This is a genomic window from Emticicia soli, from assembly GCF_037860775.1.
Classification (GTDB): Bacteria; Bacteroidota; Bacteroidia; order Cytophagales; family Spirosomataceae; genus Emticicia; species Emticicia soli.
This window is the reverse complement of the sequence record NZ_JBBEWC010000009.1, coordinates 299244-315430: the sequence shown is the minus strand read 5'-3', so window position 1 is coordinate 315430 and position 16187 is coordinate 299244. Positions and strand designations below refer to the sequence as shown.

Genomic DNA, 16187 nt, shown 5'->3' with positions numbered 1-16187 from the left:
ATTACTTTACTTACTATTAAGGTTTTACAGTTTTAGCATTACTAAAGATTTATATAAGTTCTTATTATTATCATATTGTTAAGCTTCAATCTGTATTGGTTTTACTATGCTTATGATTCTATTATAAGCTATAATCACTCCTTGAAAATACCCACATTAACGTGGAACAGTTTTTTAGGGTAACTATTATGTATCTAAAGTGCATCAAACAATTAGACAATTACAATCCATAGACAATGAAAAGAACAAAACAAGGAATTCTGGGCATTTTTGACAGATTTTCAAAAAAAGTAACTAAAGCCGCCGGCAGCCCCTATGCTTTTGTGAGTGCTTTTATAATTATTATAATATGGGCCTTATCGGGGCCGCTGTTTAATTTTTCGGATACCTGGCAGCTTGTAATTAATACAGGTACTACTATTATTACGTTTCTGATGGTTTTTATTATTCAACAATCGCAGAACAAAGATACCATTGCCTTACAGATTAAACTCAATGAACTGATAGCTTCAAGCGATAAAGCTAGTAATCGCCTGATTGATATTGAAGATTTAACGGAAGAAGAGCTAGAAAAAGCAAAACAGTTTTATATAAAACTCGCCGACCTGGCTGAAAAAGAAGATGATGCTTTTATTTCTCATTCAATTGAAGAAGCAAACCAAATACACAAAGAAAAATCGCAAAAGCAAGATTTAAAGAAAAACAACAAAAAAACTGCAGCAGTTAAAAAACAACAGAGCCCGACTCTATAGAATCGAGCTCCGTTGTTTTTCATTCCCTTAACGGGCAAATGCCGAAGCAGATATGTTATCGTTAAAGACGATATTAGTTGTTACTTTTACTGTTCGCTTATCGGCAGTACTGGTGTATGTTGATGCCGAAGGGTATTTAATACCATAGGGAGATGTGGCATAAGCTGTGTAATCTTCTGTTATTACCTCACCACTTGGCAAAGCCAACTTTCTTCTTTCAAGTAACCCTGTAGCTTCATCAAAATACAAATTGTATCTTATACCTTTACCACTTAGTTCTACTTGTGTTACTTTCTTGCCGTTGAGCGTTTCTGAACCAACCAAAGTAGCTACATATCCTTTCTTTTCATAATCCCAGAAAGGCAAAACTACTTCTCTCAACTCTCTACGCATATTATCTTGTTCTTTCTGATTCAAATCTTTAGTTTCGTATTGTGTAGCTTTATCACCGCTTCCAAGTGGCACTTTTAGCCAGCCTTCATTACCTTTTACACCATATATAAAGGTTCTTTTCAAGATAGTTTTCGATTTAGACATTGAAGCATCAGGAAACGAAGCCTTAATATCTACATCATAGTCAGTAGCAGCTCCGCTTTTATAACTTTGTTTCATTGTGTAGTTATTCACTTTATCCCAAAGTGGTTTACCGCCCGTAACATCCATATATTTATTAAAAACATCTTGTGCTGTCTGAGCAAATGCAACGCTTGTCGAAATTGCAAATGCTATGATACTGATAATTGATTTTTTCATGAGTTGTTTGATTATTGTGTTTCTTAATAACGTTCATTTCGGTCTTTACTTATGCTTAGACCCGATTTATATTTTAAGGTTTAATTTGCTTGGGTTGTCCAAATCTATATATTTTCTGGTTTCCCTCTGTATTGGGTTGGTCGTTATAAACAATTATATCGTTTATGCGTAAATCATGCTGAGCTGATGGATTAAGTAACTTCACTATTACTTGATGTTTACCTTTTGGTAGCTCATAATTCCAGAAAAGTTCGTGTCGGCGGGTTCTGAATTCTGTAGGCATTTCTATTTTTTCAAGCAATTTGCCATCTATATATATTTCTGTATTCAAAACAATATCGGGGCTATCTTTGTCTTTCTTTTCGGCTACTCCTTTTATTACTACCCCTGTGCCTTCAAAATCAAAACTATATTCGTCTTTTAAAGTTTTATAAACAAATATTTTATCGACAGGATATACTTTCTCAAAACTTTGCTCAAATCTAACCACCTCTGGCTTTTGTACCAAAATACTAACTTTATCCCCTGATACTTTTCCGCCATTTCGCTCAATATTCTGCAAAGCGTGTTTCAAGCCTATGCCATATACATCATTCAACGATATTGTGGTGTACTTGAAATCTATATCTTCAGCTTCGGCCAGCCCTATCTTCCAATAAGCAGGTATTTTTGAATAACCAAGCATTGTACCTAAAATGCCACAGGCTGATGATGGATTACAGTCTGCATCTTGCCCACAACGGGTAGTTATCTCTATGGTTTTAGTGAAATCGCCCTTACCATACAATAAACCCAACACCACATAAGCCGAGTTCAGTTTAGCATCAATATTAAAAGGTGTGAATACGCCATCAGGGCAACCTATGTCGTCAGACCATCTTTCCTGTAAAGCAAACCATGTTTTCTTCCAATCGTTCGGATACAGCTTATAGTACTTAATTACATCGGCTATACATTTATAATACTCACTTTGCTTCGGAATTGTTTTCAAAGCTTCATTAATAATGTATTCTATATTATTAGATGTAAAAGCTAATGTATAACAGGCTCCTAGAAAAACACCGCCATACCAGCCATCTCCGTAGTTCATGATATGCCCTATTTTATCCGAAATCTGAGAGGCTGTATTAGGCATTCCGGGTGACATGAGCCCGGCGAAATCGCACTCAATCTGATAATCGATACAATCGGCATGCGGATTATGCAACCAATGCCCTGATTGCGGTGGCATTATGTTATGCAATATATTATAGCGACCAGCCTGATTAGCATGCCAAAGTGCATAGCCTGCATTGGCATAGGCTTTGGCATGAGATTCAACCGGTGCATCGAGCCCTTCTTTTTCTATAATATCTACAAAGGTTAGGTCCATGTAGAGGTCGTCGTATAAACCGGGGTTTTCAATCATGGTTTTCTTTAGGTAGCCATCATACCACGGAATCGGCTGGTATTCATTAATAATAGTACCATTGTACCGAAACTCCATTGGACCGCCGAAGGTTACGCCGATTGTCTGGCCTGCCCAGCCTCCTTTTATTTTATCGTGCAATGCTTCTTTCGAAAGTGTAAGGTATTTTTGTTGCGCCTGCGCCACAAAAGCCAAGCACACCAGTAGTGAGAAATAGATTTTTTTCATAAATATAAACTAGGTTTTGAATAGATACTTTGCTCATTATTATTTCAAATCTCACTAATCATTTCGGCTACTTCACGGCCTGTTTGCATAGCTGCATTCAGAGAAGGATATGCCAGATAATCGCCACAACGGTAAAGGTTTTCGTCAAGTTTTAAGGCTTGCTTTTGTGTACCTGCCGGAAACTTAACCAGAGCTTCGGGCAGATGATAGGTTCTTAGATGTTTCCAGACATTCACCTGAGCACCAAACCAATCGTATAGCTCACGTTTGATACGGCCTATATGGTTGCGCTCATCTATTTTATCCAGCCCTTGGGTACTTACCGAAATCAGAGCTTTGCCTGCTGCGCCATAAGTAGGCGTAATATCGGTAGGCACGCACAGGTTATGCACCACGCTTTTTCTATCAGGATTTAAAGTTAAAAATTTCTGACCTTTTAAAGGAGAATATTCGGCCGAAAAATACGTACATGTATTAATCTGATATTCGTATGCCTTATCTTCTCCCAAAAGACTCGATGCAGTATGGGGGTCAGAAGCAATTACAATTCTGTCGGCTGTCAGAATTTCGCCACTATCTAAAAAAACCTGGTTATCTTCTATATGTTTTACAAAAGCGTTTAACCTGATTTGCTCTTTCGGAATCATAGCAGAGATTTGTTCAGGTATGCTCTGTATACCTTCGCTCGGCAAAGCTATATCTCCCTTAAAAAACTGCTTAAATACAAAATGAAAAAGATTACTTGATGTGCTTAAGTCGTTCTCAAGAAAAACACCACCGAAAAATGGTTTAAAAAACTGATTGATGATTTGCTTACTCCATCCATAGTCTTTCAGAAACCTCAAGGTGTCGGTATCGGGCATCTCAAAAAGCTTTTCATCGGGTATATCAGCTACGTATTTAGCAAATTTATTAATTTTTAATTTATCACTAAAGGAGCCTACCGGCGAGAAAGCCATTGAAAAATATGCTCTTCTATTTTTGAAAGGATTTTCGAGTTTCATAAACCCCTTTCTGGTTCTTATTAATGCGCCAGAGGCAAAGTTCCGCAGGTCTAAATCATTGTAATTAAGTATTTTACGTGCTTCGGCGTAGTTACTTAAAAGTACCTGAAACCCTCTGTCGAGCCTGAAACCCTCTACTATATCAGTGCGGACTCTCCCCCCTAAAGCATCTGAACCTTCCAGAATCACAAAACTCATACCTCGCTCATTCAAATACTTTGCACAGGTTAATCCAGAAATTCCACCTCCTATAATCACCGTCGAAAAGTCATTCATAAACTTTTAATGCGTGTTTTTCGTTTTTAAGATAAAAGTTTTGAAAATTCAATTTTAAACCACTATTTTGTCATTAGAAAGCACAAATATAGACGGATTTCTTTATTACACCTTTGTCAAAACACACTAAATATTCAATAGAATTTCTAAAAAATAGTAATGAATTATCAAGTACAACAAGAGAGCGAGTTTAAATATATTGATGAAGGTAGCGGCGATACCCTACTCATCTTGCATGGCTTATTTGGCGCATTAAGTAATTTCGATGATGTAATTGAAGGTTTCAGGCATCGTTGCAGGGTTGTGATTCCTGTAATGCCTATTTATGATATGCCCATGCGCGAAGCAAGTTTAGAGGGTTTACAAGCATTTATAGAAAGATTTATTGCTTTTAAAGGACTTAAAGATATTATCTTATTGGGTAATTCGTTGGGTGGCCATGTGGGTTTATTATACACATTGGCGCATCAGGATACCGTAAAAGCTTTGATATTAACAGGTAGCTCTGGCTTATTTGAAAATACAATGGGTGGGTCGTTCCCGAAAAGAGGCAGTTATGAATATATTCGTGAGCGAGTTGCCTACACTTTTTATGACCCAAAAACAGCCACTAAAGAGTTGATTGATGAATGCTTTGAGATTACATCGAGCATACCAAAATGTATGAATATCGTACAGATTGCAAAATCAGCACAGCGCCATAACATGGCTAAGGAGATTCCAAACATAAAAGTAACTACATGCTTGATTTGGGGCCTTAACGATACTATCACTCCGCCTCATGTAGGGTTTGAATTTAATCGATTGTTAGAGAATTCGGAGCTATATTTTATTGACAAATGTTGCCATGCCCCTATGATGGAGCGCCCCGTAGAATTTAACCACTATCTTGCCAAGTTCCTCGACAAAGTTCAGGAAGAGGTATTGGCATAATTTTTTATGGATATTTCTGCGGATAGCTTTAGAAATATATTATAAAAATTTACAAACAGAATGACGGCTGCTCAAATTATCAACCACGAATTACCCATTTTGAAGCTAAGCGATACCGTTGGCGATGCTTTAAATTGGATGGAAGAGAATCGTATCGGACAATTGGTGGTTGTCGATAATGAAAAATACGTAGGTATTATAAGCGAAGACATATTGTTGAATTATGATGAAGACCTAGTGATTTCTGAGATAATGCCTCAATATTCGGGCGTTTACATTTTCGATTACCAACATTTATACGAAGCTCTCGGGCTCATTTCGAAATACCAATTGCAAATATTGGCAGTGGTAGACGACGAACAGATTTTTGTTGGCAATATTACTGCCGGCGAAATTTACAATAAATTTGGAGAGCTCCTGGGCACACAAGAGCCAGGAGCCGTGCTAGTAATTGCTATTAAAAACAGAGATTATTCATTAGCAGAAATCAGCCGATTGGTGGAATCTGATAATGCAAAGATTTTGAGTAGCTATTTCTCAGGAAACTATTATACAGGGGAAGAGTCATCAAAACTTACCTTAAAAATTAATCGCCAGAATATTACTTCAATAGTAGCCACGCTTGAGCGCTTCGGCTATATTGTAGAAGGTGCGTATGCACATGAGCCTGTGGATAGTATAGAACAAGAGCGCTACGATATGCTTATGAAATACCTGAGTGTTTAATTGCTTCTGCCTGCTCTACTTTAGTAGTATGCTTGTTTAAAGTTCTGACAATCAATAAAAGACTTATTGTAGTTAAAATTACCGATGCCAGAAACGGAACTCCCGGAAAATAGATGGGAGCACCTTTGGCGGTAAATTTTGCAAACAGACTTGACATCAGAACAGGCCCTATTATAGCCGAAACACTGTTAAGGCTGGTTAATGACCCTTGCAATTCGCCTTGCTCGTTGGCTGGTATCTGCCCCGAAATAAGCCCTTGCATGGCTGGCCCTGCCAAACCACCTAAAGAAAAAGGAACCATAATGGCATATACCATCCAGCCCTCGTTGGCAAAGCAATAAGCCAGAGAGCCTAAAATTGAGAATATAAATCCTATATAAATAGATTTTCTGGTTCCTAATTTCGGAACGAGAATCCGTGTCAGAAAGCCCTGCACCAAGGCAATCATTACGCCTATAAAAGTTAAAGACAAGCCTACTTCCCGCTCCGACCAGCCAAATTTTTCTTTGGTATAATAAGCCCAAGTACCTTGTGTAGAAAAACTTGAAATGTAAACCAAAAACAATGCAGTTACGAGCCCTACTATCATCGGAAATCGTCGGAGATTTGTTAGTGCGCCAATCGGATTGGCACGTTTCCAGTTAAATTTTCTACGATTTTCCATACTCAACGACTCTGGTAATACAAAATAGCCATACAACCAGTTTAGAATAGTTAAGCCTCCGGCCACCATAAAAGGAGCACGTGTGCCAAGCTCACTTACAAAACCGCCAATAATTGGCCCTACAATAAAACCTAAACCAAACGCTGCACCTATCATACCAAAGTTCTGTGCTCTTTTTTCAGGTGTGCTTATATCGGCCATATAGGCAGCGGCTGTTGTAAAACTAGCTCCCATAATACCTGCAATGATTCGCCCTACAAACAGCCAACCGATAGAAGAGGCAAACACCAATAACAAATAATCTAAGGCAAAACCGAAAAGCGAAGCTAACAGTACAGGTCGACGGCCATATTGGTCGCTAAGGCCCCCCATAATTGGCGAAAAGATAAACTGCATAACAGAATACGCCGCAAAGAGCCAACCTCCATAACGAGCAGCACCGCTGGTATCTACATGAGCTAATTCTGAAATTAGTCTGGGTATAACAGGAATGATTACGCCGAAGCCAATAGAATCAATAAGAACAGTGATAAGTACAAACGAGGTAGCAGCACTTTTTTTGACAGACATTGATTTGGTAAGTTTTACGCAAATTAACCATATTTTTGCCATTTTCTCTTAAATAAGGGTTAAATTTAGGTTAAAGTCTCATCAATTATTATAATAAGAGCCACTTGGAATTAGATTTCAAGTGGCTCTTATTTATATTTTTTTTTGTATCAGCTTAGCGTTTCTTCTGGTTTTCTTTTAAACAATACTGTCATGCATACCAAACCCACATAGACCAAAATGCCTGAAATTGAAGCCCACATACCTGCTTTTTCATATGGAGGGATATATCGCATCACGATAGAATGCTTGCCTTTTTCTAATAGTACACCTGTCATTCCGTAAGTTACTTTTTTGGTAGGCATTGCTTTTCCGTTTACTTCAACTTTCCAACCTTCGTCATAAGGTATTGATAAGTAGAGTAATTTAGGGCTACTTAGTTCTATATCGCCTTCAATCAGATTATTAGAAAACGATTTTATGTTTAGTTTTTCTTTCTTGCGTTCGTCAGAAAGCAGTATTACTTGTTCAATGGTTAAGACAGTAGAAGAATCCTTAGTCTCTCTCAGTTTACTAAAATCAGCTTTTTCTTTGTCATCAATAACAAAAGCGTGTAATAAGGTAAGGTCTTTTTGGAGTAAAGATAAATCCTTAAAATTGGTATCGGTTATGTAGGCATCGTAAGTAAAACCTAATGGCAGATAATTAGGATTCTGGAAAATTGTTACATCATTGATAGTAGTAAGAGAATCGTAGCCAAAATTCTTGAAAGGGATAACCCCTTTAGAAAGAACATATTTGGTAGCTACATGCCCCAGCACAAAAGGACGATTTCGTAAAGTTGTCAACCAACGGGTTTCAAATTCATTCTTGGGGTTAATCATACCCAGACCTGCCATAAAACTAACCTGGTTTTTATGGTTAAATGCTGTATAAACAGTTGTTCCGTTATAGCCTTGCACCATAGGGTCGTTGGTACTTACGTGAATAGCCGTGCCTGATGAATAATCTTTTTCTATTCGATAGAACGATGGATCAAGTTTTTTCAGGTATTGCACTGCTTCATTAGAGTAGTCATTAAAGCCTGCTCTATCTTTCCATTCCGATTTCAGAATAATATCTCTTTTATTAAGCGTTGTGTAAGCTACTCCGGTTGCTTCAAAAAAAGTAATTACAATAATTAAGTACTTCAGCAAGCTGCTTGGCCAGAAATTATAGATAGCCAACACGATGGCTAAAACAGTAAGTACCAATAAAGATTTTACTTTTTCTGAATTTACCATTATGCTCGACCACTCATCGGTATAGCCAATCAGTAACAATATGAGCCATAAAGCGTAAGTGCCGCCTAAAAGTGGTAGATTAAGTTTTTCTCCCTTTTCAACTTTTGTTATCACCCACAGCCCTGAAATCAGAAAAGCGATGCCTATAAATAGTGATAATATACGGTAATAATCACCGGTAAAGCCCCAAAAAGCGTGTCTAAAAAATGGGAATAATAAAATTAGTGCTATGATACCTCCGAGAATTGCAGCAGTTTTTCTACGAGTACCTTTCAGAAAAATAAAAATCTGTGGAAATAATAATAAGCCTAATAAACCTAAATAGAATGTTGGCCCTTCCATGTAGTTCATCCAGCCTTTATAATTGTTTCCAACGCCTAAAAGGTTATTTCCAAAAAACCTTGACACTATGGTTCCGGCTTGTAGGGCGTCTACCGGCTGTAAAATAGGTTGGCTTGTAAGGGTGCTATAATAAGAAGAACCGCCCGATACACGAGGGCTGTTAATCATAGTAAAAATATTTGCCCCAAACATAATTCCACCAATACATAAACCTAATACTCCACAAACAGTAGCTCTTGCTACTCTTATTAAATAGGTTTCCAGATTTACGTTTTCTTGTAAAAAATACCAGGCAACTACATAAATAATAGAAAACTCACCTATAAGAAACAAGTTAAACGGCTGGTCCATTGCCACAAGAGCTATTGCAATTGGCATATAATACCAGGTTTTGCCTCTCAACAAAAGTTCTAAAGCAAGTAACCAGAAACTTAACTCAACCGACCAACCTGTAAAGAAATTGAACCAGCCTGAGCTAACGCTCAAAAAACCTGATAAACCATATACAAGACCACCAATTATACAAGCCAATGCACTTAAAGAGAGTTGTCTGAGATATGCATAGAAGAATAAGCCAGATAAAACAAACTTCAGGAACTCAACCAAGCCTATTGAATATGGCAGATTATCGGCACCCATCAGGTAAACCAGCCAATGAAATGGATTACCTAAATTGAAAGGAGCTACATATTGCCCTAGTCCTTGTTGGAACGACCACTTCGGCATACCATCTTTGGCTATGGTATCAATTATCATTTTAGCAAAAGCATAAATCTGATTGAGAGTATCGCTGCCGATGTCTTTAAAAAGAAATACTTTTTTGCCTAATAGAAAGTCTTTGAACACCCAGAAATTGGCTAGTACCAACAGCACTAGTAATATGTAAAATGAGCTTTTAAACGACAAAAAATCAGGAAGAGGTGAAGGCTTAATTACAGCTTGAGTATCAAGAATTTCTTTCGCTGGTTTATCTACCTTCTGAACGTATTTCTTCTTAGCCATACAAGATTGGGTATAAATAGGTTTGTTTTTACAAAAATAGCAAAACCCACGCCTAATTTAACAGAATGAAGAAAAAAACAAATTATTAACAAACGGTGCCATAAGTTCACAATTTCTCCTTGGGTGTGTTCAAACTTTGCTTCTCGGTCGATTTACACAGTTTAAACACACTCCTCTTTACGCCTCTCCCCTATTTTATTAATTCCTGAGCTTATTTCATTTTTAGTGTATAGCCAATTTGTACATAAAAAGGCAGCAATGGCTCTGTTCTGAAATCCTGGTTGATTACTTTCCCGACTTTTAGTATAATATCATGGCTTTGCCAGCTAAACCCAGTCTGTAAACCATAATAAAAGTTACCTCCGGTGGCAGGCATATACCACCCATTTTTAGCCGTAAAGTTGTCGCTCATTAAGTCAGAGTGTTTAAAATGAGTTACAATGGCTTTATCAAAACCGGCTTCACCTGCCAGAAACCATTTGGGCTTGTAATACCCTAAGGTGCCCGAAACATCAGTACCAAAATTGGTCAAGGTTACATAATTACTGTCGAACCTTCTGAAAACACCTTGTATTCGGGTACTAAAATTAAAATCACTAAACCTAAACCATCTTATCTGCCCGCCTAGTTTAGTTTTAAAATCATCGCCAATCTTTTTACCAGAAGGCATCGAATATTCTAATCCGATTGCCATAGGTAAAGCTGTTTTTAGGTGATAACTATAGACTATTCCTGCGGTTACGCCATAATCTAGCCCTATATTTAAATTAGCAAGGTGCCGCTGTTCTTTTTTCAGACTTGCCCAGTTTAGCGTTTGAGCAGAACTGTTATAGATGCTTAAAAGACTTAAAGTTAAAATTAGTTTTAGAATTCTCATGTTAAAGGTGTTTTAGATAGTTTAATGCAATAGGATAAAAATTACTCCAGCCCGTAGGGAAGCTGAGCATATCGTGCCCAGCACCATTTATTTTCACCAAGTCAACATTCGGATAAGCGGAAGATACCTTTTGTGCATGAGCCAAGCCATAAGATTTGTTACGCTCGCTGTAGATGAAGAGCACTTTTGTGGTGTAAGTTTTCAGATTGGTTGTCCAATCAGGCTTTTCTCTATCACCTGCTTCAAACAAGGCTTCCTGAATGAGCGCACCACTTCGCCAGAATGGTAAAGGGCCATCGTTACCTAAAGAGCTTTCTGACGACTCGTCAGCCGATGCCATCAATGTGAATTTGTAATCCAGAATAGCTTGTTCGTCTTGCTTACCTGTAATAAATTGGTCGAGGTAAGTAGCATCGTTGAGCGTTTCGGAAAGGAGTTTGAAACTACGAGAACGCCCAACATAATCTATCACATCTTGCCAGATAAAGCCCCCAGGTTCAGCCAATATAGCTCCATCAACACTTTGCGGATAAGTATTAATATAGGCCGTTGCCAGCATTGCGCCCCACGAATGCCCAAGAAAATAGACCTTTTGTGATGGCGATGTGCGGTAATGAGTAATTACTGCACTCAGGTCGTCGAGCATGATTTGAATAGTGTAGATATCTTTAGCGTGGCGCTTAGATAAACCTGAGCCTCTTTGGTCGTAGAATACCACATAATAGCCCTCGCTGGCAAATGCCTTACAATTAAGTAAGTAACGGTAATCACTGCCGGGCCCACCATGCAGAATCACAAGCATTGGGTTAGCAGGATTACCAAAAGTCTCTGCATGAAGTTGGGTATTATTAACTGTAATAGAAGGCAGAGACGAGTCTTGTTCTACTGTTTTAGGCACCAGATATCCTGCTTCATTGATACTCAGTTCTTGCTCGCAGCCTATAAAAAAGAACGCCAGTAACATGGCTGAAATAATACTAAATGTTCGATTCATTGTTTTGCTTTATTTTTTCAGCAAAATTGAATCACTAAAAGGTGCCAATCGCCCCAATTTGTAAGGTGGTACCTAATTTTATGCCGCCTGGGGTAATGATATTTGGGCCAGATACTCTTTTGGCGACATACCAACAGTTTTCTTGAAAGTTCGGTTGAAAGTTGTCTTTGAATTAAAACCGCACTCAAAAGCCAGCCAAAGAATTGTATATTTTCGGCTATCTGCCGTAAGCACAATTTCTTTGAATGCTTCAATGCGCAAATGGTTGATGTAATCGTAAAAAGGCTTTTGCTCAAAAGAATTAATAACCTGCGATAATGTATTCTGATGCACATCAAGCTTTTGAGCCAGTTCTCCTAAAGTAAGCTCTGGCATTTTGAATAATTTCTCTTCCTGCATCAATTGCTGCAATCTCGCATGAATCAGTAAAGCATCTTCTTCTTTTAATGCCGATTTCTGGTATTTAACTTTCTCGGGCATTTCTTTAGGCTTAAATGTTATATGCTTAGCATACTCATAGTTCTGTTCAAAACTAAAAGTATCAGAAGTTGCAGCAATTTGATAAGATAAGTTATAGTTACTGAATACATTGCCTTGTTTAATACCCAGATAACCGATTAGTGTTACAAATACTGTCACAGACCCAAACGTGAGGGTATCATTACCAACAATAACTACAATCCATATTGCAGCAATTCCATATAACAGAAACCATATCCATTTTAGGTCTATTTTGTTGGCCATTTGTAATGAATCTTGCATACGTTTTTTATGATTAGCCACTAAGTGCCAACAAAGCACTACGTAAATAACCCCTGATAAAACAATAGCAATAAAAATAAGTGATGTTAACGACTCAAAACCAGCACCTTCGTGTTGATAAACAAGTATTTTTTGCTCACCTGATAAAATGAAAAAAGGTATCAACAAGGCATAGGCTACAAGAGACGGTAACAAATGGATAAACCATTTAGGTTTACTCTGTGAAAACTGTGGATGAGAATGAATGTAGAGATACAAAAATGGGCCGTGAAGTAATGGCATCGGGATTTCGAGCCCTAGTAGATAAGAGAAATGGACATATTGCCCACTAAAATGCAAGTAGAATAATTGTAAGTGTATGCCAATAAGCACAAACCAAGCACCCAAAATTTTATCAGCACATGATTTACTTTTTTTGCTTATAAGCACAATTGCCAGAAAAAATGTAATGATAATTCCGATAAGATAGAGCATTATTTAAGTATGATTTGCTTCTATGACAATGCAAACAATACAAACCCCTATGCGTTTATCTTTTATTACAATAGGCTATAAAAACAAAAAGCACTTCCTTACGGAAGTGCTTTTCTTTATGATGCTTCTTAATTCTAAGAATTAAGCAAGGATTTCAGTTACCTGACCAGCACCTACGGTACGGCCACCTTCACGAATCGCGAAACGAAGACCTTTATCCATAGCGATGGCGTTGATTAATTTCACTTCGATAGTGATGTTATCACCAGGCATAACCATTTCCACACCTGCTGGAAGAGAGATCTCACCAGTTACGTCAGTTGTACGGAAATAGAATTGAGGACGGTATTTGTTAAAGAATGGAGTGTGACGACCACCTTCTTCTTTGCTCAATACGTAAACCTCTGCTTTGAAGTGAGCGTGTGGTTTAACTGAACCTGGTTTACAGATTACCATACCACGTTTGATATCTGATTTCTCAATACCACGAAGTAATAGACCTACGTTATCACCAGCTTCTCCACGGTCAAGGATTTTACGGAACATCTCAACACCAGTTACAACTGATTTCAAGTTTTCTGCACCCATACCTAGGATCTCAACTGGCTCACCAGAGTTGATTACACCTGTTTCGATACGACCTGTTGCTACAGTACCACGACCTGTGATTGAGAACACGTCTTCAACTGGCATCAAGAATGGTTTGTCAGTTGCACGCGCTGGAAGTGGAATAAATGTATCAACCGCGTTCATTAATTGCTCGATAGTTTCAACCCATTTCGCTTCGCCGTTCAAGCCACCAAGAGCTGAACCTTGAATAACTGGGATATTGTCACCATCGTATTTGTAGAATGATAATAAGTCACGGATCTCCATTTCAACAAGTTCCAATAACTCAGGATCATCAACCATATCCACTTTGTTCATGAATACTACTAACTGAGGTACACCTACCTGACGAGCAAGAAGGATGTGCTCACGAGTTTGTGGCATTGGCCCGTCAGTTGCAGCTACTACAAGGATAGCACCGTCCATCTGAGCAGCACCAGTTACCATGTTTTTCACGTAGTCAGCGTGACCAGGACAGTCAACGTGAGCATAGTGACGGTTTTCTGTTTGATACTCTACGTGTGCAGTATTGATAGTGATACCACGTTCTTTTTCTTCAGGGGCATTATCAATTGATGAGAAATCTCTTTTATCTGCCAATCCTTTCTCTGAAAGTACCTTTGTGATGGCAGCCGTCAAAGTTGTCTTACCGTGGTCAACGTGACCAATAGTACCAATGTTTACGTGAGGTTTACTACGGTCAAAATTCTCTTTTGCCATGATTATTGAAGTCTAAATATTAGATTTATTACAAAATAATTAATTATTCACTTTGATGAGCCTTTCTTGCAGAACTGTTAGATTGAACTTGTCAAGTTTCCCGGTTACGAAAGAAAACTCCAAAATTAATTTTACTGTCACTCAGAATCAGATACTAAAAAAACATTTCGGTCACGCTATCTGATTTCTTCTCTTGTCAAAGAAGTCTCTTCTTCTGAGTTTCCTTATCAAGATTGCCCTTTTCAAAGCTAGAGCCTTCAAGCAGGATTGAACTGCCGACCTCTTCCTTACCAAGGAAGTGCTCTACCACTGAGCTACGAAGGCATTTTCTAAAATAACAAAAGACGAACACCGAATCAGTCACGACTGAACCGTCGCACGTCTATCATTTTTGCGAGCGGGAGACGGGTCTCGAACCCGCCACCTATAGCTTGGAAGGCTATCGCTCTACCAAATGAGCTACTCCCGCTAATAAGTATTAATTGTGGGGGCGGATGGATTCGAACCACCGTAAGCGTAAGCTAGCAGATTTACAGTCTGCCCCATTTGGCCACTCTGGTACACCCCCTTGTTTATTTTATTGCGCCCCTCGGAAACTTTAACAAAGAACATTCATTCCGAATGGGAGTGCAAAAGTACATTCTTTTTTTTAATTGTCAAACATTCACTCAAAAAAAAATCAATTCTTTTTTATTTTTTTTTTCGCTCTCTGTTTCAGACACAAAAAACGGCAAAAAATCTTAATTTTTGCCGTTTTCATGTTAAATATTTTTACAATCTTATTCCTATTGTCCAGGCCTGAAGCCCTGCTGCATTTTTCTGTCCAGATTTAAATAAATCTCCCATGTCGTATCTTCCGAAAAACGAAATCCCTCTTCTTCTGCCAATTTCAACGGTAAGGCCATAACGAAAATCATTCAAGCCAAAGTTATCTCTGTTAATCTCTTTCCTTCTGCTATCGCTGTATTTCAATTTACGGTAGCTTCCTACTCTATAACCTACATAGCCTCCAATACCTATTTTTAGTTTAGCCTCTTCAAAACCAAAATTAAACATAACAGGCAAGTTGAGACTTGTTTCTACTAGTTTGCTTTTATTGAGGTCTTTAGTAGCTACCAAAAACTCCACCTGCTCTGTACTACGGTCTATATAGTCGTTGCCTTCAAACATAAAGTTGTTCCACGATATTTCAGGACCATAGCTTAGAGCCAAATCCATTTGCTTACCATTAATAAGAGTAGCATTTCTACGGAACGACAAAGCTATAAAACGAGAACCCCATGTTTGCAAAGATGGCACCGTCGACGCTCCATTGGCCCAGTTGTTGAGCCCCAGATAAAAGCCGAAGTCAGACTTTGAGAAAAATCTACCGCCACTATTCTTCTTTTTGGGCTTAACATAGGTTGTAGTGTCATCATCGTCCTCGTCGTCGTCATTATTCCTGCCTGAGCGGCTCCAATGGTCACTATCGTTTCGCAGGGTGTCTCTCCTGCTTAGCTGGTCTCGTGCATCTTTGGCTACAATTTTAACAGTGCGGCCGTCATTAGCAAGTAGCAATATGGTATCTTGCTTAGCACCATTTTGCTCTATTAAAACCAATGCTTTTTTTCTTTCAGAAGAATCTACCCCCATACTTCTTAAAACATTCTCCAGATTAAGGTTACGGGGTAATTCAAAATCTTTTTTGCTTGAGGTATAAACCGTTACACGTTTCTTTACACCTCGGTCAGTAAACTCTACAATGGTCGTATCTTGCTTATAAGATGCTTTTACCGAAAATCCTCCAATTAGCAGCAAGAGGATGAGTCCTAGTCTTTTCATTATTCTGTTA

13 protein-coding genes and 3 tRNA genes are annotated in these 16187 nt (G+C 38.3%); 3 read left to right on the top strand and 13 right to left on the bottom strand.

The genetic code is table 11. The features are described from left to right. The first annotated feature begins 236 nt into the window (after nt 1–236). Nucleotides 237–752 carry a low affinity iron permease family protein gene (locus WAE64_RS16675; protein WP_340238511.1) on the top strand — a complete coding sequence of 172 codons (516 nt, stop codon included), beginning with the start codon at nt 237–239 and terminating at the stop codon, nt 750–752. Between the two features lie 27 nt (nt 753–779). Here the strand turns inward: WAE64_RS16675 and WAE64_RS16670 are convergent, their stop codons facing one another. The 3 genes from WAE64_RS16670 to WAE64_RS16660 all read right to left on the bottom strand — a co-directional run bounded on the left by WAE64_RS16670 (nt 780) and on the right by WAE64_RS16660 (nt 4421). After that, nucleotides 780–1505 (bottom strand): hypothetical protein, encoded by a 726-nt coding sequence (locus tag WAE64_RS16670; protein ID WP_340238509.1) that lies wholly within the window; start codon nt 1503–1505, stop codon nt 780–782. A gap of 73 nt (nt 1506–1578) precedes the next feature. Then, nucleotides 1579–3141, bottom strand: coding sequence for an ADP-ribosylglycohydrolase family protein (locus WAE64_RS16665; protein ID WP_340238507.1), 1563 nt, complete (start codon nt 3139–3141; stop codon nt 1579–1581). 44 nt (nt 3142–3185) lie between these two features. Further along, on the bottom strand, nt 3186–4421 hold the full coding sequence (locus tag WAE64_RS16660) for an NAD(P)/FAD-dependent oxidoreductase (RefSeq protein ID WP_340238505.1): 1236 nt from the start codon (nt 4419–4421) through the stop codon (nt 3186–3188). Nucleotides 4422–4580: 159 nt separating this feature from the next. Between WAE64_RS16660 and WAE64_RS16655 the strand changes: the two genes are divergently transcribed. After that, nucleotides 4581–5354 carry an alpha/beta fold hydrolase gene (locus WAE64_RS16655; RefSeq protein ID WP_340238503.1) on the top strand — a complete coding sequence of 258 codons (774 nt, stop codon included), beginning with the start codon at nt 4581–4583 and terminating at the stop codon, nt 5352–5354. 60 nt (nt 5355–5414) lie between these two features. Beyond that, nucleotides 5415–6080 carry a CBS domain-containing protein gene (locus WAE64_RS16650; protein WP_340238500.1) on the top strand — a complete coding sequence of 222 codons (666 nt, stop codon included), beginning with the start codon at nt 5415–5417 and terminating at the stop codon, nt 6078–6080. Here the strand turns inward: WAE64_RS16650 and WAE64_RS16645 are convergent. The 10 genes from WAE64_RS16645 to WAE64_RS16600 form a co-directional block, all read right to left on the bottom strand. Continuing rightward, on the bottom strand, nt 6058–7314 hold the full coding sequence (locus tag WAE64_RS16645) for a TCR/Tet family MFS transporter (RefSeq protein ID WP_340238498.1): 1257 nt from the start codon (nt 7312–7314) through the stop codon (nt 6058–6060). The two genes, WAE64_RS16650 and WAE64_RS16645, sit on opposite strands and share 23 nt — an antisense overlap. Nucleotides 7315–7463: 149 nt before the next feature. Next, nucleotides 7464–9920 carry a YfhO family protein gene (locus WAE64_RS16640; protein WP_340238495.1) on the bottom strand — a complete coding sequence of 819 codons (2457 nt, stop codon included), beginning with the start codon at nt 9918–9920 and terminating at the stop codon, nt 7464–7466. Nucleotides 9921–10131: 211 nt separating this feature from the next. Next, a complete protein-coding gene (locus tag WAE64_RS16635; RefSeq protein WP_340238493.1) occupies nt 10132–10797 on the bottom strand; it encodes a hypothetical protein in 666 nt (221 codons plus the stop codon). 1 nt (nt 10798) lies between these two features. Continuing rightward, nucleotides 10799–11791 carry an alpha/beta fold hydrolase gene (locus WAE64_RS16630; protein WP_340238491.1) on the bottom strand — a complete coding sequence of 331 codons (993 nt, stop codon included), beginning with the start codon at nt 11789–11791 and terminating at the stop codon, nt 10799–10801. A gap of 78 nt (nt 11792–11869) precedes the next feature. Then, nucleotides 11870–13027 (bottom strand): helix-turn-helix domain-containing protein, encoded by a 1158-nt coding sequence (locus WAE64_RS16625; protein ID WP_340238488.1) that lies wholly within the window; start codon nt 13025–13027, stop codon nt 11870–11872. Between the two features lie 141 nt (nt 13028–13168). Beyond that, nucleotides 13169–14356, bottom strand: a complete 1188-nt coding sequence (gene tuf, locus WAE64_RS16620) for an elongation factor Tu (protein WP_340238485.1) — start codon at nt 14354–14356, stop codon at nt 13169–13171. Between the two features lie 252 nt (nt 14357–14608). Beyond that, nucleotides 14609–14680: transfer RNA gene (locus WAE64_RS16615), tRNA-Thr, on the bottom strand. Nucleotides 14681–14752: 72 nt separating this feature from the next. Then, a tRNA-Gly gene (locus WAE64_RS16610) sits at nt 14753–14825 on the bottom strand. A 16-nt stretch (nt 14826–14841) separates the two neighbouring features. Beyond that, nucleotides 14842–14924 (bottom strand) — tRNA-Tyr (locus tag WAE64_RS16605). Between the two features lie 203 nt (nt 14925–15127). Continuing rightward, nucleotides 15128–16177: a porin family protein gene (locus WAE64_RS16600; protein WP_340238483.1), complete on the bottom strand. Its 1050-nt coding sequence runs from the start codon at nt 16175–16177 to the stop codon at nt 15128–15130. Nucleotides 16178–16187 lie beyond the last annotated feature (10 nt).